Source organism: Agrobacterium sp. LMR679, from assembly GCF_027157905.1.
In the GTDB taxonomy this organism is placed as follows: Bacteria; Pseudomonadota; Alphaproteobacteria; order Rhizobiales; family Rhizobiaceae; genus Agrobacterium; species Agrobacterium leguminum.
In genome coordinates, this window is record NZ_JAPVOJ010000002.1 from 2,585,811 (window position 1) to 2,606,946 (window position 21,136).

A 21,136-nucleotide genomic window follows, 5' to 3' on the forward strand; every position below is an offset into this window, starting at 1 on the left:
ACTTGAAAAGCATTAATATACTTTACGTTGAAATTTTCATAATTCAGACATCTTTGGTTGAGCTGGTGAAAACTGGCTGTCAAAATCCCCACATCAACGATCGGATTTCTCATAATACAAGCGAGCCTGCCGCCGCATGTCGGCGGCTGCCGGAGACATGAAATGAAAACCGCAGTCCGGTTTCCCGGGACTATTCGGTACGGGCCTCTGCCCCAGCCGTTGCCGGCGTCGGACATCGTCCGGTTTCATCCGCTGCATTGGAATATTGCCGTGCCGAAAGGAAGCGGCCTATGATCAGATGCATCATCTCGGTCTCTTTCAGGGGCCGGAAATCGGGATCGACCGCCAGACGCGAGAAAACACCGTCGATCAATGCGGCGATCCAGGTGGCGGCGCGCTCGGCGTCGAGATTGGCGTCGATCTGTCCCCGTTCCATTCCCTTGCGCACGAGATGGGCGATGCCCGCGCGAATTTCCTGGTCGGCGGTGCGTACAAGCGCATGAATGGCTGGATTGCGAATGGCTTCGGAAGCGATTTCCAGCACCAGTCGGGCATAGGTCGGATCGGTCGCAAGCTCCAGCGAGGCGTCAACGAAACCCAAAATCGCACCGAACTGATCGTCCGCCGCGCCGAGTTCGGCGAAATAGTCGGCGGTTTCCCGCCGCTCTTCGGCAACGATCGTTTCGATGATCGCTTCCTTGCTGTCGAAATAATGGAAGAGATTGCCGGAGCTCATGCCGACCGCCGCGCAAATCTGCGCCGTGGTGGTCTGGTGAAAGCCGTTTTGCGCGAAGCAGGTGATGGCGGCTTCGAGAATCTGCTGCCGCTTGGCTTCATGCTTGGCTGGATCCAGCTTGCGGGCCATGATTGCTCCCATAAATTAATTGAGCACTTAGTCCATTAATTATATCGCGCTCGCCTGTCAACCCGCCCTTACCCGTAAAAGGCGAATGGGGGCGGAGACGCACCCGCCCCGGCCGGATATTCGGCTGTCAGAGGTATCAGGCGGTCAATTCAAACCGCTCGCATTCGCGAAGAAAAGGCAGTTTTGCCCGCGTTTCATCCAGCAATTGGCGGGAGAGCCGCTGCTGATGCACGGTTGCCTTCACATTGGCGTGAAAACATATCTCGCCCACGGGGTCGATGACCATGCTGTCGCCGTCATAGGAGAGATCGTTGCCGTCGATACCCACACGGTTGACGCCGATGACATAGGACTGGTTTTCGATGGCCCGGGCCGGCAGCAGCGTTTTCCAGTGAGAAGCGCGGCGGGCGGGCCAGCTCGCTATATAGATCGCCGCGTCATATTGGCCGCGATTGCGCGACCAGACCGGGAAACGCAGATCGAAGCAGATGAAGGGAGCGATGCTCCAGCCCTTCAGCTCGATCAACTGCTGCGCCCGCCCCGGCGTATAATGCTCGTGCTCGCCCGCATAGGTGAACAGATGCCGCTTGTCGTAATGAATGAGCGTGCTGTCCGGGCGCGCCCAGATCAGCCGATTGAAATAACGCCCGTCCTCGGCAATCGCCACGCTGCCCACGATATCCGCGTCGTGCCGGCGCGCGGTCTCCAGCAGCCAGTTCACCGCCTGCCCGTCCATGGGGTCCGCCACGGCCTTCGGGTTCATGCTGAAACCCGTGGTGAACATCTCGGGCAGGACGATCAGATCCGTCGCCTCGATCTCATCGAGATGCCGGTCGAATTGCTGCAAATTCCGCTCGGTATTTTCCCAGGCCAGATCGGCCTGCACGAGCGTTACGCGAAGATCCTTGTCACTCATCAATATCTCCCTGAAAACATGGGTTTAACGACAAACAAGCCAGGTGCGGACAAAACTGCCCGTCACCGAAAAGCGGATGGAAAAACGGCGTCCCGCCGGAAGCGAGCGATGCAGCGGGCGCGTCAGTTCCAACAGCAATTCATCGCGGCCGGGTTTTTCGAAAAGACGCGCCGCATGGAAATCGAAATGGGGTCCAACCACCGGATAAAGCGCCTTGAACAGGGTCTCCTTCGCGGAAAACACCAGGAACGGCAGTATGCCTGCGTCACACTCCTCCCGGTCAGCAATCAGCCTGCGCTCCAGCGGCTCGAGGGCGCGCTTCAGGATGACCTCCGTTACCGCTCCCGGCTCGATTTTTTCGATATCGACACCAACCCTCACATCGCAGTTCTGCGTTACCATGCAGACGCAGATGCCGTGGGAATGGCTGATCGAGCCGCTTATGCCTGAAGGCCATACCGGCTCGCGCTTGTTGCCGATGCCGATCGGCTGAGGGTCGCGCCCGAAAAGCGTGAGCGCCGCCTGTCCCAGAAAACGGCCCGCGAGAAACTCCGCCTGCCGCTTGGGAACCGCTTCGGCCAGCAGTTTCGGCATCGCCACCTCCAGCCGGTCGAACAGGGCCGTCCGGTAGAATGGCAGATGATATTGCACCTCGAGCGCGATGACGTTTTCCGATCCGCTATCGAAAAAAACCGGACCAGAGAGGAAACCCTCGGATCGCCAGACGGCGGCGGCGATATGCTCGTGCATGGCGGGCGCCTTCAGGCCTGAGACCGGATAATCCGCCATCACCCCTGCCCCTGCACCGTTGCGGCCTCGCCTTCGGCTATCCGACGCTCCGCCCCTGCCCGGTCTGCGGCGGTCACGGAGGTGAGACGCTGCAGCCTGCGGCCGAGCCAGCCGCGCAGATCGTCCATATAAGTGAAGACCACGGGCACGAAGACGAGGCTCAGCAGGGTCGACGTAATCAGGCCGCCGATCACGGCAATCGCCATGGGCGCGCGGAAACCGGCATCCGCCCCTACCCCGAGCGCCGCCGGCATCATGCCGGCAACCATGGCAAGCGTGGTCATGATGATCGGCCGGGCGCGCTCGACGCCGGATTCGACCAGCGCCCGTTGGCGGCTCAGCCCGCCATTGCGCTTCTCGATGGCGAATTCCACCAGCAGAATGGAGTTCTTGGTGACGATACCCATCAGCATCAGCAGGCCGATAACCGCCGGCAGATCGAGCGCGCCGCCATAAAGCAGCAGGCCGACGATCGCGCCCCCCACCGAAAGCGGCAGTGCCACGAGGATGGTGATCGGCTGCAGAAAATCCTTGAAGAGAACGATCAGCACGGCCAGAACCATCATCAGGCCGAACAGCATGGCGGCGCTGAAGCTCTGGAACATCTCGCCGATATATTCGGCATCGCCATATTGCACCTGCCGCACGCCGGCCGGAAGCGAGGCCACGGCTTCGAGCGCATTGATACGCTCCAGCGCGACGCCAAGCGGAATGCCTGCGAGATCGGCGCTGACGGTCACCCGGCGCTGGCGGTCGAAGCGGTTGAGCTGCCCCGGCCCCTCCGAAACCGAAAGATCGGCGACCGACATCAGCGGCAGGCTGCCATTTGCCACCGACACCCGGAGCATGCCGAGCGTATCGAGATTGCTCTGCGCCCCCGGTCGATCATGACACGGATCGGCACCTGCCGGTCGCCGATGTTGAACTTGGCGGAATTGGCGTCCGTATCGCCCGTCGTGGCGATACGCGTGACGGCGGCGATGGATTGCGTGGAAACGCCGAGCCGGGCCGCCTCGTCAAAGCGCGGCCGGATCTGCAATTCCGTCCGCGGCAGGGGTTCGGTGGTCTGCACATTGGCGATGCCCTCGATGCCGCGCATGCCGGTTTCCACGGCAAGAGCCGCAATGGCGAGCTTCTCCGGCTCGTCACCGACGAGGATGATGGAAATATCGCGCGCCGCATTTTCATTCTGGAAGGCGAAGCGGATATTGGGTGTGCGGGCGATGAGGCCTGCTGCGCCAAGCTCAAACTGACGCTGGGACAGTGTGCGCTCGGAGGCCGGTACGAGGTTGACCAGCAGCGAGGCGCGGGCAACGTCGGGGCCGTCATCCGTCCTGCCGATGGAGGCGAAGACGCTTTTGACCTCCGGCATTTCCCGGAGCGCTGCTGTCACCGACTGCACGGCACTGTCGGTATCGCGCAACGTCGAGTCCGGCGGCAACTCGATCAGGATACGCGACAGGCTGCGGTCGTCGCTCGGCAGAAAGCCCGAGGGCAGAAGCGGCACCAGCAGGAAGGAACCAACCAGCACCAGAACGCCGATGCCGCAGGTCTTCAGCCGGTGGCGAAGCGCAAGCTCCAGAAGTGCGACATAACCCCGGCCCATGCGGGATTTCGGCGCGCCGTGATCTTCGTGTTTCACCGCCTTCGGTACGAGAATATAGGCGGCCATCAACGGCGTCACGAGACGCGCCACCAGCATGCTGGCGAGCACGGCAACCGACACGGTCAGTCCGAACTGCTTGAAATATTGTCCGATCACACCGCCGATGAAGCTGACCGGCAGAAACACCGCGACGATGGTTGCGGTGATGGCGAGAACCGCAAAACCGATCTGGTCAGCCGCATCGATCGACGCCTGAAACGGCCGTTTGCCCATATGCAGATGCCGGTCGATGTTCTCCACCTCGACGATGGCGTCATCCACCAGAATGCCGATCACCAGCGTCAGTGCCAGAAGCGTGATGCTGTTGAGGGTGAAATCGAACCAAAACATCACCGCGAAGGTGGGCAGGATCGAAAGCGGCATGGCTACGGCCGCGATCAATGTCGCGCGCCAGTCGCGCAAAAAGAGGAAAACGACGACGACGGTCAGCGCAGCACCTTCGATCAGCGTCTCCATGGCGACCTGATAGCTCGCCCGGGTATAATCGACGGTCGAGAGCACCCGGTCGATCTGGACACCCGGATAGGTGTCGACCAACCGCGCAATCGTGGCATTGACGGCGTCTTCGACCGCCGTATCGCTCGACCCCTTGGCGCGAAACACGGAAAAGCCGACCACCGGCTCGCCGTCGAGACGCGATAATTCGCGCGGCTCGGCCTCACCGTCCGTTACCTTGCCAAGCGTGGCGAGCGTTGTCCATTGGCCGTTCGGAAGGCTGATGGGCCGCTCCGCCAGTTCGGCGGCGGTGATCGCGCCGCCAACCGCGCGGATCGACTGTTCCTTCTCGTTAAGCCGACTTCTGCCGCCGGGCACATTGGTGTTGAAGGCCTGAACCTGATTGTTGATATCCTCGGCATTGATGCCGAAGGCGATCAGCTGGTCCGGATCGAGCTGGACGGTGATTTCGCGGCTCACACCGCCGATCCGCTGCACCCTCTGCACACCCTTGGTCGTCAGCAATTCGCGCGCGATGGTCTCGTCGACGAACCAGGAGAGATCGACGGGCGACATTTGCGGGGCGCGGACCGCGAAATAAAGGATCGCCCCGCCTTCGACATCGACGCTGGCGATGGTCGGCTCCTCGATATCGCGCGGCATTTCGGAGCGGATTTGCGAGACGGCCTGGCGCACATCGTTGGTGGCGCGGGCCGTATCGATGCCAAGCTGGAATTCCACCGTCGTGGTGGAAAGCCCATCGCCGATGGTCGACTGAATATGTCTTATGCCGGCAAGACCGGAAATCGCGCCTTCGACACGCCGTGTCACCTGCGTTTCAAGTTCCGCCGGGGCCGCACCCGCCTGAACGATGGAAACCGTGACAATCGGAAAATCGACGCGCGGATTGGCGTTGACCGGCAGCTTCATGAAGGACTGGATGCCGACAAGCGTCAAAAGCAGGAACAGGACGATGGTGGTGATGGGGCGGCGGATGGCCCAGGAGGAGATATTGGTCATCGGCGATCCGCCTCCTTCTGCGCGACTTCGCTGACGCCGACGATCTCATCCCCGTCGCGCAGGAAGGCGCTGGCGCTTTCCACGACGCGCTCTCCCGCGCTCAACCCTTCGAGTATTTCAACGACGCCATTCTGCGCCTGCCCCACCCGAACGGCGCGGCGCGCCACCCTGTTCTCACCATCGACCACCACAAGCTGGGCCGCACCTTCGCGGCGCAGCGCAGCGCGGCTTCAGGAACGGAAACGAGAAAACGGCGCTCGCCGAAATCGACCTTGCCGCGCGCAAAGGCGCCTGCCCTCAGATCGGCGGTCGGTGGAACGGCAATGCGCACGATGCCGAGACGGCTTTGCGTGTTGACCGCCGGTTCGACGACACGGATGGTCCCCTGAATGGCGCGGGCGACGCCATTGACCGCGATTGCCACGGATTGACCGGTCTGCAGGGACGGCAGCACCCGCTCCGGCGCTTCGGCCAGAAATTCCAGTTCCCCATCCTGCAACAGGCGAAACAGCGGCTCCGTACTATCCGGCATCGCACCGATGCGGGCATGGCGTTGCGTGATGACACCGGGTTTCGGCGAAAGGATCTCGGTCCGCTCCAGTTCGAGACGGTGCTGGGTCAGTTGCGCCTGCGCGCCCGCCAGTTCGGCACGGGCGCCCTCGATCTTGGCCTGCGCCATGGCCGCTGCGGCACGGCGCTGGCCAAGCTGTTCCTTGCTGACGCTGGAGCCGGAAAGCCCTTCGGCACGGCGCAGATTCTCGCTCGCCTCTATCTCCGCCGCCTCGGCCTCGGCAAGGGTGGCGCGGGCGCGGGCGACGGCCGCTTCCGTCTGCTCGATCTGGGCCGCGAGCGTCTTGCTTTCCAGCCGCGCCAGCAATTGCCCGGCCGCAACCGTATCGCCGACATCGACAAAAACCTCGACGATGCGCTGGCCAGTCACGGCCGTACCGATGGAAATATCGTTGCGGGCGGCGAGAAGGCCGGCAACGTCCTGCCCGGCGTTGAAACCATAAGGCGCTGAGGTGACGACGGACACATGCGGCCGCACCTTGACGAGCGTCATGGTCTGGCTCACGGCGGGCGTCTCCTTAACCGGCAGCATCAGCCAGACAGCGCCGCCTGCAAGTCCAATGGCGAGCAGCGCCCACCAGAACAGGCGTCGCGAAGGCCGTCGTGCGGTCGTTTGTCCGGGTAGTGGCCGAGGGTTTGCAGGCTGGGGATTTGGGAAAGAGGAATTCAGGTCGTTCATGGCAGGACGGGTCCGGGTTTGAACATCGGGTGCGGCAAAAACTGCGGCGCACGGGTGGTTGGATCGCATCTCGAAGGAACAGGTGGTCGCCCGCTCATGGCGGCGATTTCGCCAGCGCACGTGCGGCCGGACTGAGGAAAACCCAGAACACCAGCAGGCAGAGCGTGGCGCTGAGCCCCCACAAGAACCAGGCGGCGCCGGCGGCCTGGAGGCCGAAACCGGCGATCAGCACGGCAAGCGGCGTCGCCATCATCGCAATCGCCGCCGTGGTTCCAAGCACGCTGCCGCGGATCGCAGCCGGCGCGCGTTTCAGAAACATCGCATTGGCGAGCGGGCCGAGCGCCCCGGTGGAAAAACCGATCAGGGCGGCCGCGATGAGCAGCAAGGGACCGCTCTGAAGGAAAGCGATGAGGCCGATGGAAAACGTCGCGCCGGATATGCCGGCGAGCAGCACGGCCCGCCCGTTCCACGAGTGGCCGCGAATGGCGAAAATCACCGCCGACAAAGCCGCCCCTGCCCCGGAAACCGAGAGAAACAGCCCGAGGTCGAGGACATCCGCTCCGCTGGCCTTAAACAGTACCGGCAGGACAACGGCGTTGAGCGCCCCGAAAACCGCCAGCATCACCATGGCGACGACAAGCAGAAGACGCAAAAGCGGCTCCGTCAGCAGAAAGCGCAGACCTGCAAATGTCGCATCGCCGCGATCCGCACCGGCGGATTTACGCCTATGACGCGGCAAACAGATCGCGCCGATCACGGCAGCGAGCAGCGAACAGGCCGCCGTGATCAGCAGGGCATATTCCATCCCGAAAGCGGCAATGGCGATGCCCGCGACCGGCGGTCCGAAAATCATCGCCGCATTTTCAAGCAATTCATCTATCGAGGTGACCCGCTCGATTGGCATCCGGGCGATGCGGGCAAGTTCCGGCACCCTTGCATCATGGGCGATCATGCCCGGACCGTCGAGCAGCGCCCCGACCACGATCAGGCCGAGCAGAAGGCCGATATCCATCTGCCCCGCCATCATGAGAAAGGGTATAGCCGCGACGCTCAGGGCGCTGGCAAGATCGGCGGTCACCGCAACGACGCGCGAACCGAAACGGTCGACGACAGGGCCGCCGCAGAAAGCGCCGATAACCAGCGGCATCATGCCAGCCGCCGCCGCTATCCCCGTCCAGGCGGCATTGCCGGTCAGGGACAGTACGATCCACGGCAACGCGACGGCCGCCACCGCATTGCCGAAAAGCGACAGGCCTCCGGCAACGATGACGCCATAAAGCGGCGCACGGCGATGTGGAAGGCCGAGCCCGCGAAACCCGGACTCCGAAACCGTTTCGAGTTGGCCGCAGGACGTCGCAAGAGGCATCGTCTCAACCGTGCTGCTGTCTGAAGGCATAACACTCTCCAAGTTTCATCGGCTCACGGCGCTGCCGGTAAGGATGAAGGCAGTAAAATATCTGGCCACTCGGGCTTCGGGACCGGACGGATGCGAACATCTCCACCTCGCCTTCCCCGACTGGCTCTTTTCCGGCTCGGCGTTTTATTAATTAAGTAGTCAGTCTATTTATTGTGGCGAATGTTTTTTTGTCAAGCGGGCACTGAGGAAAATGACATGACGACGAAAAATGCCGTGCGGGATCACATGTTCAGTGCCGCCGGGGTGCTGGGCCAGAAGCTGACTTTGGTGGAGTTGTTGTGCATCACATACGCGACAAATTGGCTCCCCGGGGCGGAGTCGTTCCTCCGCCCATTCCTGTGCCGGTCACAGGAACCCGGCCGACACGCGTGTACGCGGCGAAAAAAACCGTTCCCGGACAAGGATTAAAGGCAATGAAAATACATTATAAAAACATAATTATATCAATAGATAAAACTGACAATCTAATGTAGTTTCAAAACTCACCTGACGCCTCCCGGCGTCTCAAATCCAGTTCTTCGCTATAGCGCCTCAGCGTATGGCTTTCGGTAAGCAATCCGACAGGACGATTTTCGATCTTGTCATTAACGACAACCAGCGCTTCGCTCTCCGCCGCATCGAAGGCTGCCGCCGCCTGGCGGGCATTCATGGTCGGCAGCAGCACATCGTTCTTGTATTGCAGATAGGTTTCTAGGCTGATCTTGCTGGGGTCGCGATCCATCGGGTCTGCGTAGATTTCCGGCACGAGGACGATGCCGGCATAACGTCCGTCATCATGGGTCATGATTACCCGTTGCGTCGAACCGAGCGGGAACTTCTCCTTGAAGGCCGGGAGGCCCATGCTGACATTGGCCTTGCGGATATCGGCGCGCATCATCCTGCCGACCGTCAGATCGCGGATCCAGCCGATATCATGGGCGCTGCGAATGCTCTCGCCACGCAGGTGAAAACGCCAGGTGGCGAAGGAGTAACCGAAGGTCGTGCGCACCACGAGCGAAGTGGTGATGACGGCGGCAAGCACCAGCGCCGTGATCTGGAAGTCGCCTGTCAGTTCCAGCGCCAGAAACGTCATCGTCAGCGGACCGCCGATGATGGCGGCGGCAAAGGCGCTCATGCCGATCACGGCATAGACGATGGGCGCTGTCGACCCATAACCGATATAGGGTGCGCAGAGCGCAAAAATCTTGCCGAGCAGCGAGCCCATGAACAGCGACGCGAAAAACAGGCCGCCACGGAAATTCGAGCCGATGGAAATGGCGCTCGCCGCCGCCTTCAGCAGGAACAGCCCGGCCACCCCGTATATCGTCAGTTCCGCATCGATATTGAGATGCAGCGCACCATGGCCGCTCGACAGCACCTGCGGTGAAATCAGCGCAAGCCCGCCCACCGCCACGCCGCCGATGGCAGGACGCAGCCAGCCCGGAATGGCGCTTTTGCGCGCCGTTTCTTCGATGAAGGACACCGCCTGCATCAGCACGATGCCGATGGCCGCACATACGACGCCGAGAAAGATGGCGGGCACATAATCCGCCGGTGTTACACGGCTGGCATCGACAATATCGATCGAGATGCCATGGCCGCCGATAATCCCGATGACCGTCGTCGCCACCAGCGCCGAGACGATGAGCGGCGCAAGCGTCACCACGGTATAGGTGCCGATGATGAGTTCGATGGCGTAGAACGCCCCGGTCAGCGGCGCGTTGAAGGCAGCTGCAATCGCACCCGCAGCGCCGCAGCCGACAAGGATACGCATGTCCCCTCGCCGCAGTTTCAGCTTGATGCCGATCTTCGAGGCGACACCGCTGGCGATCTGGGTGTAACCGGCCTCAAGCCCGACGGAGGCGCCAAAACCGTTGGAGACGATATTCTGCACGCAGACAATGATGCTGTCCGTCAGCGACAGCCGGCCGCCATGCAGCGCATTCGCCTCGATGGGGTCGACCATGGGTTTCTTGCGGGTCTTCGAAAGAATGAAGATGATCAGGCCGAGCACGATGCCGCCAATGATCGGGCCGGCAAGCACGATCCGTCCGGAAAGATCGCTGCTGCTCAACCGCTCGACGCCGAAAACCAGCATATGCAACGCCGTGCTCAAGGCGCCGATCAGCGCCACCAGAAGGCCCGCCGCAATGCCGATGAAGACGGCAAGGATAACCAGTCCCAGTTCGCCGCGCCGGAACATCGCCCGCAGGCGACTGGCGCGCAGATTGTCGAAGAAGCTCGCCATACTGGGTGCACGGAAAGGCTTGGTCGACATGCTGTTCCTTTTCAGGCGGCGTCAGGCTGCTTCGATCTCGATCTCGAAACGCATCTGATCATAAGCCGGTTCGACATGATCAGGCGTTTCCCGCATCACCGTCTCATAATCGAGCGGAATATGCATGTGGGTCAAGATCGCCCTTTTGGGTGCGAATCTTTCGATCCAGCCAAGCGCCTGTTCCAGCGAAAGATGGCTGGGGTGGTAACGGTGCTGCAGCGCGTCGATGACGAGGACATCGAGACCGGCAAGCTTCGGCAGGGTCTCAGTCGGAAAATCGCTGACATCGGTGCAATAGGCGACGTCACCAATGCGGAAGCCCAGCGAATGCACATCGCCATGCTGCTGCATGTGCACGTTGAATGGGATCGGCCCGCCTGCCCCATCGATGATCAAGGCCGCGTCGATATCGGCGATGATCCGCGGTTCGACGATGGGCGGATAGCTGCTGCCTGGCGGGGTCTCCAGGCAATAGGCGAAACCGTCCTTTATCCGCGCCATGGTGACGGGATCGGCATAGATCGGAATGCGGCTTTGCTGAAGGGCGAAATAGATGCGCAGATCGTCGATACCGTGCAGATGGTCGGCATGGGCGTGGGTGTAAAGCACCGCATCGACCGCCTCCACCTTCGCCGCGATCATCTGCTCGCGAAAATCCGGGCCGGTGTCGATGACGACGGTCGTCCTTCCGCCATCCGGGCCGATCTGTTCCACCATGAAGGCCGTTCGCGTGCGCCGGTTCTTCGGGTTGTCGGGGTCGCAGGCGCCCCAGTCGCCGTTGATGCGCGGCACGCCGGGCGACGACGCGCAACCGAGAACCGTGAAGCGACGACGGTAGATTGCCACACCTACACCCTTGTCATCTTGGAAAAGCAGCGGAAGGCGTTTTCGGTGGTGATTTCAGCCATGCGCTCATAGGAAACGCCGTGCACCTCGGCCAGAACCTCCGCGGTATTGACCACGTAGGACGGCTCGTTGCGCTTTCCCCGCCAGCGCTTCGGCGCAAGATAAGGCGCATCCGTTTCCACCAGCAGCCGGTCCAGCGGCACGGTGGCGGCGATATCGCGGATATCCTGCGATTTCGGGAAGGTCAGAATGCCGGAAAAGGAGACATAACCGCCAAGCTCGACACCGGTTTTCGCCAGCTCGGGACCGGCGGAAAAGCAGTGCAGGATGAACGGGAAGGCCCCCTTCCCGCTTTCGGCGCGCAAAATAGCGGCCATGTCGTCATCGGCGCTGCGGCTGTGAATGACAAGCGGCAGCTTCGTTCGTCTTGCCGCCTCGATGTGGCGGATAAGGCCGGTCTTCTGGTCTTCCGGCTTCTGCGTATCGTAGAAATAATCCAGACCCGCCTCGCCGATCGCCACGATCCTGTCATGGCTCTCCGCCAGCCGCACAAGCTCGTCGGCGGAAATATCCAGTTCCTCGTCGGCATTGTTCGGATGCGTGCCGACCGAACAGAAGACCGACGGATATTTTTCCGTGATCTTCAAAAGTTCGGGCAGACGACGCACCCGGGTCGAGATCGTCACCATCTGGCTCACACCCGAAGCATGGGCGCGGGCGATGATATCGTCGCGCTCAGCCTCGAAATCGGGAAAATCCAGATGGCAATGTGTATCGATCAGCATGGGTCTCGCCTTCACGCTTCCGGTGCGACGTAACGCGGGAAGACCGGCTTCGGCGCCTCAAGCGGCGTGCCCGGAACCAGACGGCCCGCTTCGCCGAGTGCTGCAAAATCACGTTTGTCGGCAGGTGCCGCAACGAGATCCAGCAGCTTGTCGCAGGATTCCGGCATGAACGGCTGCAGGAGAATGCCGATCTGGCGCACCACTTCCGCCGTAACGTAAAGCACGGTGCCCATGCGCTCGGGATCGGTCTTTTTCAGCGCCCACGGCTCCTGCGAGGCGAAATAGCGGTCGGTTTCCGAGACGACGGCGATGATGGCCGCAAGCGCGCGGTGGATGAGCTGCTTGCCCATTTCCTCGCGGCAGAGCGCCAGCAGCCCGTCGGCGGAAGCCAGCATCGCCTTGTCTTCTTCGGTGAACTCACCGGGCGTCGGGATCTGGCCATCGCAATTCTTGACGATCATCGACAGCGAACGGCTGGCGAGATTGCCGATACCGTTGGCAAGATCGGCATTGATGCGGGTGGCGATGCCCTCTTCGCTATAGCTGCCGTCCTGGCCGAAGGAGACTTCGCGCAGGAAGAAATAACGGACCTGATCGAGACCGAAATGGTTCACCAGATTGGCCGGATCGACGACGTTGCCGAGCGACTTCGACATCTTCTCGCCCTTGTTGAGCAGGAAGCCATGCGCATAGACCCGCTTGGGCAACGGCAGCTTCGCGCTCATCAGGAAAGCCGGCCAATAGACCGCGTGGAATCGGATGATATCCTTGCCGATGATATGCACGTCGGCGGGCCAATATTTCGCACGCGGGCCGTTTTTATCCTCGATGTAACCAGTCGCGGTGATGTAGTTGGTCAGCGCATCGACCCAGACATACATGACGTGTTTCGGATCGTTCGGAACCTTGATGCCCCAGTCGAAGGTGGTGCGCGAAATCGACAGGTCCTTGAGGCCTGATTTGACGAAGGAGATGATTTCGTTGCGGCGCTCCGCCGGACCGATGAACTCCGGATTTTCCTCATAGAGCTTCAGCAGCTTGTCCTGATATTCGGAAAGCTTGAAGAAGTAGCTCTCCTCTTCCACCCACTCGACCGGCGTGCCCTGCGGCCCGTAGCGAACGCCGTCAGCGCGCAGTTCCGTTTCGTCCTCGGCGTAATAGGCCTCGTCGCGCACGGAATACCAGCCGGCATAGCTGTCCTTGTAGATGTCGCCGCTATCGGCCATCAGGTTCCATATATTGCGCGAGGTCTCGTGGTGACGTTCTTCCGTGGTGCGGATGAAATCGTCGTTCGAGGCGTTGAGCAGCTTGCCCATCGCGCGGAACTGGTCCGAATTGCGCTCAGCCAGTTCTTCCGGCGAAATGCCTTCCGCCCGCGCCGTCTGCTGCATCTTCTGGCCGTGTTCGTCGGTGCCGGTCAGGAAGAACACATCCATTCCATCCAGGCGCTGAAAGCGTGCCATGGCGTCCGTCGCAATCAACTCATAGGCATGGCCGATATGCGGCTTGCCGTTAGGATAGGAGATCGCGGTGGTGATGTAGAATGGTGTCTTGTCTGTCATGACGGTCTATCGACTTTACAGGCTGTTTTTTGGATAGACCGCTCTTAAACCATTGTTCGCAGCAGCGAAAGGCAGAGCGTACGTTTTGTACGACAGCTTGCAGACAAAGCGGATTTGGCGAGCGCTTGGCTCCGCACTCCGTCACCCCGGACCTGATCCGGGGTCCAGCGCGATCAAGTCCTTGATCGCAAGAGACTCTCTTCACGGCACGGAGGCGCCGTGGCTGGATGCCGGATCAAGTCCGGCATGACGGAGGAGAATTTATCCACCGTCGAATCGTACATTTCGCACGATCCCTCGCCTTCAAACGCCGCGAATATCTTCCAGAATGGAAAGCACCATCTGCTTCTTGTCGAGATTATAGGCCTGCGCCACGGTGATGCGTTCCGAGAGCGTCGAGGAAAGCCGTGCATGTTTCTCCGCCGCCGCGATATCGCCCGCCATCGCCGCCGCCCGTGCGCGCTCGATAAGCTCTTCCGTCACATGCTCCATGAAGAAGCCGAGAACGATGTCGCCGTCCTTCTGTGCCAGAACCTCGGCGAGCTTATGCATCTGCTTGCGCACGCCGGGCCCTTCGGAAGCCATGACCTCCGCAAAGGCCTCGACGATATCGGAGCCGCCGTAATTCATCAGCTTCAGCGCCTGCGCGACGCTGCCCTTGGAGGCGGCGAGCAGGGCGTCGCGTTTTTCGCCTTCCGGGCTGATGCCGAGATGATCGAGGGACTGCACCATGGCTGCATCCGAAAGCGGCAGGAGCCTGAGCGGCATGCAGCGTGAGCGGATGGTCGGCAGCAATTTTCCCGGCGCGTGCGAGAGAACGAGGAACATCGCCCGTTTCGGCGGCTCCTCCAGTATTTTGAGGATCGCATTCGCGGCGTTGCGATTGAGATCGTCGGCAGGATCGATGATGACGATACGCCAGTTGCCGGTGCCGGAGGTCTGCGAAAAGAAGTGCCCTGCCCGCCGCACCTCGTCCACCGTAATGGCGGATTTCACGCGGCCGGTCTTTTCATCCACCGGACGGGTCAGATGCAGCAGATTATGCGAAGCGCCCGCGGTGATCTGCCGGCTGACCAGCGATTGCGGATCAGGATCGGCGAGAAAATCCGGCGCCAGCGACGGATCGGGATGGCTGAGCACATGATTGGCGAAACGGAAGGCAAGCGTCGCCTTGCCGATCCCCTCCGGCCCTTCGATCAGAATGGCATGATGGCCCTTGCCGGAGCGATAGGATTGCGCGAGGAAGGCTTCCGCTTCCTCATGTCCGAAAAGCTTCGTGTTCTGCTGCGGCGCGATCGCACCGTCGAGAACGCCCTGAACCTCACTCATGCGCCGCGCCCGCTGCTGTTTTCAGCTGTTCGAGCAAGGGATCGACAAAGGACATGACATCCTCCGCCACTTTTTCTTCCGGCTGGTCGGCGTTGACGATCCGGCAACGACGCGGCTCGGCAAGCGCAATATCCAGATAGGCTTCCCGCCGCTTCTCGTGAGTCTCGATTTCCTCTTTTTCAAAGCGGTCCGGCGCAGCGCCTTCATCCGCGCGCTTTCTGGCGCGGGCGAGCCCCTTTTCGGCGGCAATATCGAAAATCAGCGTCAGTTCCGGCACGACACCGTCAATCGCAATGCGTTGCAATGTCTCGATAAAATCCGGCTCCAGATTGCCGGTCGTGCCCTGATAGACGCGGGACGAATCGAGAAACCGGTCGCAGAGCACGATCTCGCCGCGCGCGAGCGCCGGGCGAATGACCTCTTCGACATGGTCGTTCCGCGCCGCCGCAAACAGGATCGCTTCCATGCGCACCCCGAAGGATTCCGCAGCGCCGGATAGAAGAACATGCCGAACGGCCTCCGCACCTGGCGAGCCGCCCGGCTCGCGCGTCACGACCACCTCGAAACCACGGCCGCGGAGCGCCTCGGCAAGCGTGCGGATCTGCGTCGACTTGCCGGCGCCTTCGCCGCCTTCGAAGCTGATGAACAATCCGGTCTTTTCGGCCAATGTCACGTCCTGCGAGGAATTCACGTCAATATTGAAATGCCTGTTTACAGCATCGAACCGAAATCTGTGAAGCGCTTTTCAGAAAATCCGGTGCCTGAACAAAAGCATAGGCACAAGGCCGCGCATGGAACAGGCTTTCAGAGCCAGAACAGCAGCAGTTCCTTCAGCGCGCCTGTCGCATTCTGGGTGAGCGACCCCTTGCCGACCGCCGCCTTCGTATAAAGCGGCACTTCCCGCAACAGGCGCTCGCCTGAAAAAATCTTGAGCGTTCCGGCATTCGCCCCGACGTCCAGCGGCGCATTCAGGGGCCAGCGATAGACGATACGGCCGGAAATACGATCCGGATTATTGACCGGCACCAGCACGCTGACATCTTCCTTCGGCGAAAGATCGATATGCGAAACATCGCCGCCATAAACGCTGACAGACCCGACGGCTTCGTCCTTGCTGAAGAGATGGCGTTTTTCGAAGGCGGTCAGGCCCCAGTCCACCACCCGGCGGGCCTCTTCCTGCCGCGTCTTGTCGTCCACGATGCCGGCAAGCGCCAGATAGACCCGGCGGCCTTCCCGCTCGGCCGAAACGACAGCGGCAAAACCGCTGCCTTCCGCAAAACCGAGGCCGAGACCGTCGATACCGCTGCCGGGCATCAGGAGCGTATTCTTGTTGCGCTGGAAAATCCGGTTCCATTCGAAATCCGGTTTGGTGAAAAGCCCGTAACGCTCGGGATAGGTATCACGCAGATGTTGCGCAAGACGCACCATGTCCCTCGCGGTCGTCCGGTTGCCGGGGTCGGGAAGCCCGGTCGAATTGGTGAAGGTGCTGCTGCTCATGCCCAGTTCGCCCGCCCGCGCCGTCATGCGCTTGGCGAAGGAGGCATCCGAACCCGCCATGCCTTCGGCAACGACGATGCAGCCGTCATTGGCGTTCTGCACGATGATGCCGGTCAAAAGATCGTTGATGCCGACGGAGGATTTCAGCGCCGCGAACATGGTCGAGGTGCGCGAGGGCGCGCCGCCCGTGCGCCAGGCATATTCCGAGACGGGGTAAGCCGTCTCTGCCGTCACCTGCCCCTTTGACAGCGCATCCAGCACCACTTCCACCGTCATCAGCTTGGCAAGCGAAGCGGGCGGAAAAGGCTGATTCTCGTTTTGCGAAAGAAGCACCGTGCCTGTTTCGGCATCGATCATATAGGCCTGTTCGGCCTTTGCGATGAAGGGGCCGGTCTGCGATTGCACCGGGCCCGCACTGAAAAACGCAAACGCTGCCGCTGCGACGACCGAACAATAGGAGCGATGAATGGCCTTGCGCATGAAACCGCCCAGTCCTGCCTGCCGTAACCGGCTGCCCGCGATAAAGGCGAGAGGCCGGCCGTATCCTTCAATCCGTCAGCGCGACTTCGCCTGCTGACGCTTCACATGGGCGAGTATCGATTGCTCGTTGAGCGCGCCACGGTCGACGAGCACGCTGTCGAAGGCGCTCGCGGTCCTGGAGACCGTAGCCGATTCTTCGGAATAGGCCGCCGCAAATTTGGAAGAAGGCGTCGGCACGCGCAGATAATTGCCGCCGGGCGCCGCCGGCTCACGCATGAAATTGCCTTCCGGACGCTCGGCCAGGATGGGGCCGATTTCCGGCAGGATCGCAAACTGCTCGAAAGCCGGCGCCGGGCCGTTGACCAGCGGCATGGCCTGAAGCGCCGCATTCTTCTTGGAACCGACGAGCGCCGTCTGTGCGGAGCCGCCATAATTCGGGTTGGACGCAGGAGCCGGAACGAAATTCGGCGAGGCCGAAGCCACCATCACGCCCGTCGCGATCTGCCCTTCGGGCGCTACACCCGGCGAACGCGAACCCTTCGGAATATAGGATGCCATCAGATAAGGCATGTCGTGACCATCGAGCGGTGCGCGGCCGGCATATTGTACCCGCACATTGGCCGTGCCGGTGGCCTTCATGTCGAGAAGATCGGCCGTTTTGCTGGAAACGTCGATCAGGCGGCCTTCATGGAACGGTCCGCGATCGTTGACGCGCACCAGAACCGAAGCGCCATTTTCCATGTTGGTGATGCGCGCGTAGCTCGGCAGGGGAAATGTCGGATGTGCGGCAGAAAGATGTTCCTTGTCGTAGACTTCGCCATTGGCGGTCAGGCGGCCATGGAAGGCGGAACCGTACCAGGAAGCAAGGCCGGTCTTGTTGTAGCCCGGCTCTTCCTTCGGGAAATAGCGGCGGCCCTTGACGGTATAGGCATTGCCGATCAGCTCGCGCCCGCCGCCCTTGGGAATGGCTTTGCCATCGGCCACGCGCGGGCTGGCTTTGACGCCATATTCGGATTCGGAAAAATATTCCTTGCTGCGCTTGGGCTTAGGCTTGGTCTCGGACGTCGTGGAACACGATGCGGTTGCGGCGCAAAGCACGGAAATTGCAAGCCACTTCACGCCCGACCTGGCGTTGATGCCGAGTTTCTTGACCGTAGAATTCAAATCGTCTGCCCCACGCTGCTATTGGCTCGGAGAACCGCACCCTCACTTGCCTCGATTATTTGCCCCTGCCATCGAAGCACCTAACAGTCGCTTAATCTTGTGCATAACGTGGCGAAAATGCGAACGACTTCTGCAAATTCGATAAAATTGTAACGAACGTGGTTAATGATTTCTATCTTTTAAGCCCGCCCATCGGGCCGGCTTTACCCGCCCCAGCATCTCCCGTTCACCGCACCCGCAAGGAACAAACGGACAGCAACCGCGTTCTCTCCCCGCAAACAAACGAGCTTTCCGCCGGTTTCGGCTGAGGGAGGAAACATGATCAAGCTTATGAAAACCACAGCTCTGGCGATGGGCGTCGCCCTGGTATCCTTCGCCGCGCCGATCCCCGCAGGCGCGCAGGACATGGAACTCAGAATCGGCCCCGACGGCGTTCGCCCCGTCATCCGCGATCGTGACCGGGACGTAGACCGCCGCGGCCCGCCCCGCATGCGTGGATGCAGCGAACGCGAAGCCCGCGCCGCCGCCCGTGAGGCAGGCCTGCGCGATCCCGAGGTCGTGCGCGTCACCCCGGGCCGTGTCGTCGTCGAAGGCTTCACGCGCCGGGGACCGGACCGCATCACATTTGCGAACGAACGGGGCTGCCCGGAAATCTGATTGGATCACCAATATGGAACCCGCCGCAAGGCGGGTTTCTCATTCGCGCTGAATTCGAGCGACTCAAAAGCCTAGCAACGCGATCGAAGCATCCCTCGTCCGCAGCAGTGTTAGAATATTTTTTGCGCTTGATGGCAGATGGGGTGGGATTCGAACCCACGGTACGCTCTCACGCACGCCGGTTTTCAAGACCGGTTCCTTAAACCACTCGGACACCCATCCATCGGTGGTGAGGCTTTATAGCGGTTTGGAAAAGGCCGTCAATCCCGCCCGGGCGAGCTGTATCGCCCTTCTCTTACGGTTGGCAGATCATTGCCCCGGGGTCGTTGCCGGCGGCAGGAGGGATCCGTCGCCTGAAGGGATCGAGGGCACCTGCTGAGCCGTCTCGAATAGCGTCAGGCTTAAAACGATTGCGACAAGCACCAGCAAAAGCGCCACGAAGAGGATTCCCGATTTATCCATGCGTCTGCTCATGTCACGTTATGTTAAAGGCGAATATGTGCAATTCGAGGCAATGCGAAGAATAAAGCGAAAGTCTGTCAAGTTGTCTTACAGATTGTCTAAACTCATCGTTCAAAAATCTGCGGATTGAGCGAAATTTATGCATAGGCGTACTGTTTGGGACGGAAATGGCCTATCGCGTCAGCACTATTGTCACTTATATCAAGCCATCGCTCCCGGGCATTGCCCAACTTTCCCCGAGCGATCAACCTGCCCCGCCTCTTTGCGGGGCTTTTTTCTTTTATGGCCCAGAAGATGAAGCGCGGCCAAAAGGCTCGCGGCTCTCCGACCGCCCTCGCCTCAAACGCCGATGCTCGGCCCGCCATTGCCATGCCGGCCGTCACCCCGGAGAATATCCTCAAACAGGTTCAGCAGCGCCGGCGGCAAGGTATCGGACAATTCCGCGATGATTTCGTTGGCGCGATTATAGGAATAGATGGCTGAAAGCGTCAGCACCAGAAGCACGATCCACGGCCAGATCGGCTTGCGCCTTTGCGGCGCTCCGTTCGGTTGTTGCGGTAAAGTCATGCCGGCACCTTCCCTTCAGGCCTTAACGCGCGGCTCGCCTCCGGGCGCATAGGCGGTTTTCTGCAGGAAACGGAATATATTGCCGCACTGGGCGCAGCGGATCATGAAATCCGTCGGATCACCCGAGGCGCGCTCCGCGCGAAATCCGCGCGGCATTTCATCGATGCGAAAATCGACGTCCCGGCGGCTCTTGTCATCCGATTCCGACGCTTCGGCAAAACCCTGATGACCGCATCTGGAACATTCGAGCTTCCGGGAATATCTGTCGCGCGCTGCCATATGCCGTCCTTTGCTTGGTTGGTATCAGGTAGCAGCGGCAAAACATCATTTCAATGCCGATCGCCTCGGGTTAAAGCTTTGCACGGCTATTTCCCGGCCGGAAACCCATCCGGCGGCCGGAACGAATATGGAAGCCCATGAACGACCAGAAACCCCTGCTTTCATCGTCACTCATGCTCCGGGCCGCTCTCATCGCCGGAATTCTTCTCGTCTTTCTCGGCGTCCTCAATGTCGGCATCAAATGGTATGGCGAGCGGATTCTCCAGGCGGGCCATACGACGGCCACCGAGGAGGTGGAGATCGTCATCGGCAACGACCGCCTGAAGCTTGCCCAAAACACCCTGCGGGCGCCTTCCGAACGCCTCGGCGGAGAACGCGAGCGCGTCGACCTTTATCTGAGCTGGCCTGACCTCAAGGGTTATGAGGAAGCGAATCGCGCCGTCTTCGACGATCCGGCGCAGGCGGCAGGGCTGATCTTCATCCAGCTTTCGCAAAGCACCATGTCCGAGGACATGTCCGGTCGTTTCGGGCCGATCTATGCGCGGCTGACGGAGGGAGAGCCGGTGCCGCTGAAGCACGGCCTGATGCTGCACCGCCTGCGCGCCGATTCCGGCTACGGCAAGGAAGTCATATTGACCGGCGAGCGCGAGGGCGAAAGCGCCTATGTGGTGCGCTGCCTCATGCCACAAACGCCGCAGGCGGCCACCGGCAGCGATTGTCAGAGGGATATTCACGCCGGACAGGACCTCAGCCTGTTCTACCGTTTCTCCTCCGCCCTGCTGCCGCAATGGCAAAAGCTGGACGGGGATGTGAAAAACTATATCGAGCGCCGCCTCGTAAAAGACGGAAATCGGTGAAACAGCACGGCACAGATTGCGTGCGAAAAGTCGCATT

General features: G+C 60.9%; 20 protein-coding genes and 1 tRNA gene. 2 read left to right on the forward strand and 19 right to left on the reverse strand.

What is annotated here, in order from left to right:
• Window positions 1-190 precede the first annotated feature (190 nt).
• The 15 genes from O3W47_RS23300 to O3W47_RS23370 all read right to left on the reverse strand — a co-directional run bounded on the left by O3W47_RS23300 (window position 191) and on the right by O3W47_RS23370 (window position 18,277).
• Window positions 191-865 carry a TetR/AcrR family transcriptional regulator gene (locus O3W47_RS23300; RefSeq protein ID WP_269314693.1) on the reverse strand — a complete coding sequence of 225 codons (675 nt, stop codon included), beginning with the start codon at window positions 863-865 and terminating at the stop codon, window positions 191-193.
• A 136-nt stretch (window positions 866-1,001) separates the two neighbouring features.
• On the reverse strand, window positions 1,002-1,781 hold the full coding sequence (locus O3W47_RS23305) for an amidohydrolase (protein WP_269314694.1): 780 nt from the start codon (window positions 1,779-1,781) through the stop codon (window positions 1,002-1,004).
• 24 nt (window positions 1,782-1,805) lie between these two features.
• Window positions 1,806-2,570, reverse strand: a complete 765-nt coding sequence (locus O3W47_RS23310; protein WP_269314695.1) for a 4'-phosphopantetheinyl transferase family protein — start codon at window positions 2,568-2,570, stop codon at window positions 1,806-1,808.
• Window positions 2,570-3,418: an efflux RND transporter permease subunit gene (locus O3W47_RS23315; RefSeq protein ID WP_269314696.1), complete on the reverse strand. Its 849-nt coding sequence runs from the start codon at window positions 3,416-3,418 to the stop codon at window positions 2,570-2,572. The genes O3W47_RS23310 and O3W47_RS23315 overlap by 1 nt, the downstream gene beginning before the upstream one ends.
• On the reverse strand, window positions 3,379-5,691 hold the full coding sequence (locus O3W47_RS23320; RefSeq protein ID WP_269314697.1) for an efflux RND transporter permease subunit: 2,313 nt from the start codon (window positions 5,689-5,691) through the stop codon (window positions 3,379-3,381). Before O3W47_RS23320 ends, O3W47_RS23315 begins: the two co-directional genes overlap by 40 nt.
• A 100-nt stretch (window positions 5,692-5,791) precedes the next feature.
• Window positions 5,792-6,766 carry an efflux RND transporter periplasmic adaptor subunit gene (locus O3W47_RS23325; RefSeq protein ID WP_269314698.1) on the reverse strand — a complete coding sequence of 325 codons (975 nt, stop codon included), beginning with the start codon at window positions 6,764-6,766 and terminating at the stop codon, window positions 5,792-5,794.
• A 268-nt stretch (window positions 6,767-7,034) separates the two neighbouring features.
• The gene (locus tag O3W47_RS23330) at window positions 7,035-8,336 is read right to left on the reverse strand and encodes an MFS transporter (RefSeq protein ID WP_269314699.1); all 1,302 of its coding nucleotides are present in this window, start codon (window positions 8,334-8,336) and stop codon (window positions 7,035-7,037) included.
• A 496-nt stretch (window positions 8,337-8,832) separates the two neighbouring features.
• Window positions 8,833-10,614, reverse strand: coding sequence for a chloride channel protein (locus O3W47_RS23335; RefSeq protein ID WP_080817044.1), 1,782 nt, complete (start codon window positions 10,612-10,614; stop codon window positions 8,833-8,835).
• A gap of 21 nt (window positions 10,615-10,635) precedes the next feature.
• Entirely contained in the window at window positions 10,636-11,460 is an 825-nt protein-coding gene (locus O3W47_RS23340) for an MBL fold metallo-hydrolase (RefSeq protein ID WP_262535277.1), read from the reverse strand.
• 2 nt (window positions 11,461-11,462) lie between these two features.
• On the reverse strand, window positions 11,463-12,245 hold the full coding sequence (locus tag O3W47_RS23345) for a TatD family hydrolase (RefSeq protein WP_137451957.1): 783 nt from the start codon (window positions 12,243-12,245) through the stop codon (window positions 11,463-11,465).
• Window positions 12,246-12,256: 11 nt separating this feature from the next.
• Window positions 12,257-13,807 carry a methionine--tRNA ligase gene (metG, locus tag O3W47_RS23350; protein ID WP_262535280.1) on the reverse strand — a complete coding sequence of 517 codons (1,551 nt, stop codon included), beginning with the start codon at window positions 13,805-13,807 and terminating at the stop codon, window positions 12,257-12,259.
• A gap of 303 nt (window positions 13,808-14,110) precedes the next feature.
• Window positions 14,111-15,136: a DNA polymerase III subunit delta' gene (locus O3W47_RS23355; RefSeq protein ID WP_137003524.1), complete on the reverse strand. Its 1,026-nt coding sequence runs from the start codon at window positions 15,134-15,136 to the stop codon at window positions 14,111-14,113.
• Window positions 15,129-15,803 (reverse strand): dTMP kinase, encoded by a 675-nt coding sequence (tmk, locus tag O3W47_RS23360; RefSeq protein ID WP_269314700.1) that lies wholly within the window; start codon window positions 15,801-15,803, stop codon window positions 15,129-15,131. Before tmk ends, O3W47_RS23355 begins: the two co-directional genes overlap by 8 nt.
• 137 nt (window positions 15,804-15,940) lie before the next feature.
• Window positions 15,941-17,113: a D-alanyl-D-alanine carboxypeptidase family protein gene (locus O3W47_RS23365; RefSeq protein ID WP_137451954.1), complete on the reverse strand. Its 1,173-nt coding sequence runs from the start codon at window positions 17,111-17,113 to the stop codon at window positions 15,941-15,943.
• 75 nt (window positions 17,114-17,188) lie between these two features.
• A complete protein-coding gene (locus O3W47_RS23370) occupies window positions 17,189-18,277 on the reverse strand; it encodes a septal ring lytic transglycosylase RlpA family protein (RefSeq protein WP_121490272.1) in 1,089 nt (362 codons plus the stop codon).
• 318 nt (window positions 18,278-18,595) lie between these two features.
• Here O3W47_RS23370 and O3W47_RS23375 point away from each other — a divergent pair, with 318 nt between their 5' ends.
• Entirely contained in the window at window positions 18,596-18,934 is a 339-nt protein-coding gene (locus O3W47_RS23375; protein WP_080817038.1) for a hypothetical protein, read from the forward strand.
• A gap of 132 nt (window positions 18,935-19,066) precedes the next feature.
• Here O3W47_RS23375 and O3W47_RS23380 read toward each other — a convergent pair.
• The 4 genes from O3W47_RS23380 to O3W47_RS23395 all read right to left on the reverse strand — a co-directional run bounded on the left by O3W47_RS23380 (window position 19,067) and on the right by O3W47_RS23395 (window position 20,242).
• A tRNA-Ser gene (locus tag O3W47_RS23380) sits at window positions 19,067-19,156 on the reverse strand.
• 87 nt (window positions 19,157-19,243) lie between these two features.
• Window positions 19,244-19,396: a hypothetical protein gene (locus O3W47_RS23385; protein ID WP_164865308.1), complete on the reverse strand. Its 153-nt coding sequence runs from the start codon at window positions 19,394-19,396 to the stop codon at window positions 19,244-19,246.
• Window positions 19,397-19,735: 339 nt separating this feature from the next.
• Window positions 19,736-19,963 (reverse strand): hypothetical protein, encoded by a 228-nt coding sequence (locus O3W47_RS23390; RefSeq protein WP_035261278.1) that lies wholly within the window; start codon window positions 19,961-19,963, stop codon window positions 19,736-19,738.
• A 15-nt stretch (window positions 19,964-19,978) separates the two neighbouring features.
• Window positions 19,979-20,242, reverse strand: a complete 264-nt coding sequence (locus O3W47_RS23395) for a hypothetical protein (protein WP_035261275.1) — start codon at window positions 20,240-20,242, stop codon at window positions 19,979-19,981.
• A 137-nt stretch (window positions 20,243-20,379) separates the two neighbouring features.
• Between O3W47_RS23395 and O3W47_RS23400 the strand changes: the two genes are divergently transcribed.
• Window positions 20,380-21,099 carry a hypothetical protein gene (locus O3W47_RS23400; RefSeq protein ID WP_269314701.1) on the forward strand — a complete coding sequence of 240 codons (720 nt, stop codon included), beginning with the start codon at window positions 20,380-20,382 and terminating at the stop codon, window positions 21,097-21,099.
• The last annotated feature ends 37 nt before the right edge of the window (window positions 21,100-21,136 follow it).

Bases quoted from the DNA above. Each gene is read 5' to 3' on its own strand.
- metG (WP_262535280.1), bottom strand. From the start codon at position 13,807: ATGACAGACAAGACACCATTCTACATCACCACCGCGATCTCCTATCCT.
- O3W47_RS23330 (WP_269314699.1), bottom strand. From the start codon at position 8,336: ATGCCTTCAGACAGCAGCACGGTTGAGACGATGCCTCTTGCGACGTCC.
- O3W47_RS23365 (WP_137451954.1), bottom strand. From the start codon at position 17,113: ATGCGCAAGGCCATTCATCGCTCCTATTGTTCGGTCGTCGCAGCGGCA.
- O3W47_RS23375 (WP_080817038.1), top strand. From the start codon at position 18,596: ATGATCAAGCTTATGAAAACCACAGCTCTGGCGATGGGCGTCGCCCTG.
- O3W47_RS23335 (WP_080817044.1), bottom strand. From the start codon at position 10,614: ATGTCGACCAAGCCTTTCCGTGCACCCAGTATGGCGAGCTTCTTCGAC.
- O3W47_RS23345 (WP_137451957.1), bottom strand. From the start codon at position 12,245: ATGCTGATCGATACACATTGCCATCTGGATTTTCCCGATTTCGAGGCT.
- O3W47_RS23310 (WP_269314695.1), bottom strand. From the start codon at position 2,570: ATGGCGGATTATCCGGTCTCAGGCCTGAAGGCGCCCGCCATGCACGAG.
- O3W47_RS23305 (WP_269314694.1), bottom strand. From the start codon at position 1,781: ATGAGTGACAAGGATCTTCGCGTAACGCTCGTGCAGGCCGATCTGGCC.
- O3W47_RS23395 (WP_035261275.1), bottom strand. From the start codon at position 20,242: ATGGCAGCGCGCGACAGATATTCCCGGAAGCTCGAATGTTCCAGATGC.
- O3W47_RS23300 (WP_269314693.1), bottom strand. From the start codon at position 865: ATGGCCCGCAAGCTGGATCCAGCCAAGCATGAAGCCAAGCGGCAGCAG.
- O3W47_RS23385 (WP_164865308.1), bottom strand. From the start codon at position 19,396: ATGGATAAATCGGGAATCCTCTTCGTGGCGCTTTTGCTGGTGCTTGTC.
- O3W47_RS23355 (WP_137003524.1), bottom strand. From the start codon at position 15,136: ATGAGTGAGGTTCAGGGCGTTCTCGACGGTGCGATCGCGCCGCAGCAG.
- O3W47_RS23400 (WP_269314701.1), top strand. From the start codon at position 20,380: ATGAACGACCAGAAACCCCTGCTTTCATCGTCACTCATGCTCCGGGCC.
- O3W47_RS23390 (WP_035261278.1), bottom strand. From the start codon at position 19,963: ATGACTTTACCGCAACAACCGAACGGAGCGCCGCAAAGGCGCAAGCCG.
- O3W47_RS23320 (WP_269314697.1), bottom strand. From the start codon at position 5,691: ATGACCAATATCTCCTCCTGGGCCATCCGCCGCCCCATCACCACCATC.
- O3W47_RS23315 (WP_269314696.1), bottom strand. From the start codon at position 3,418: ATGCTCCGGGTGTCGGTGGCAAATGGCAGCCTGCCGCTGATGTCGGTC.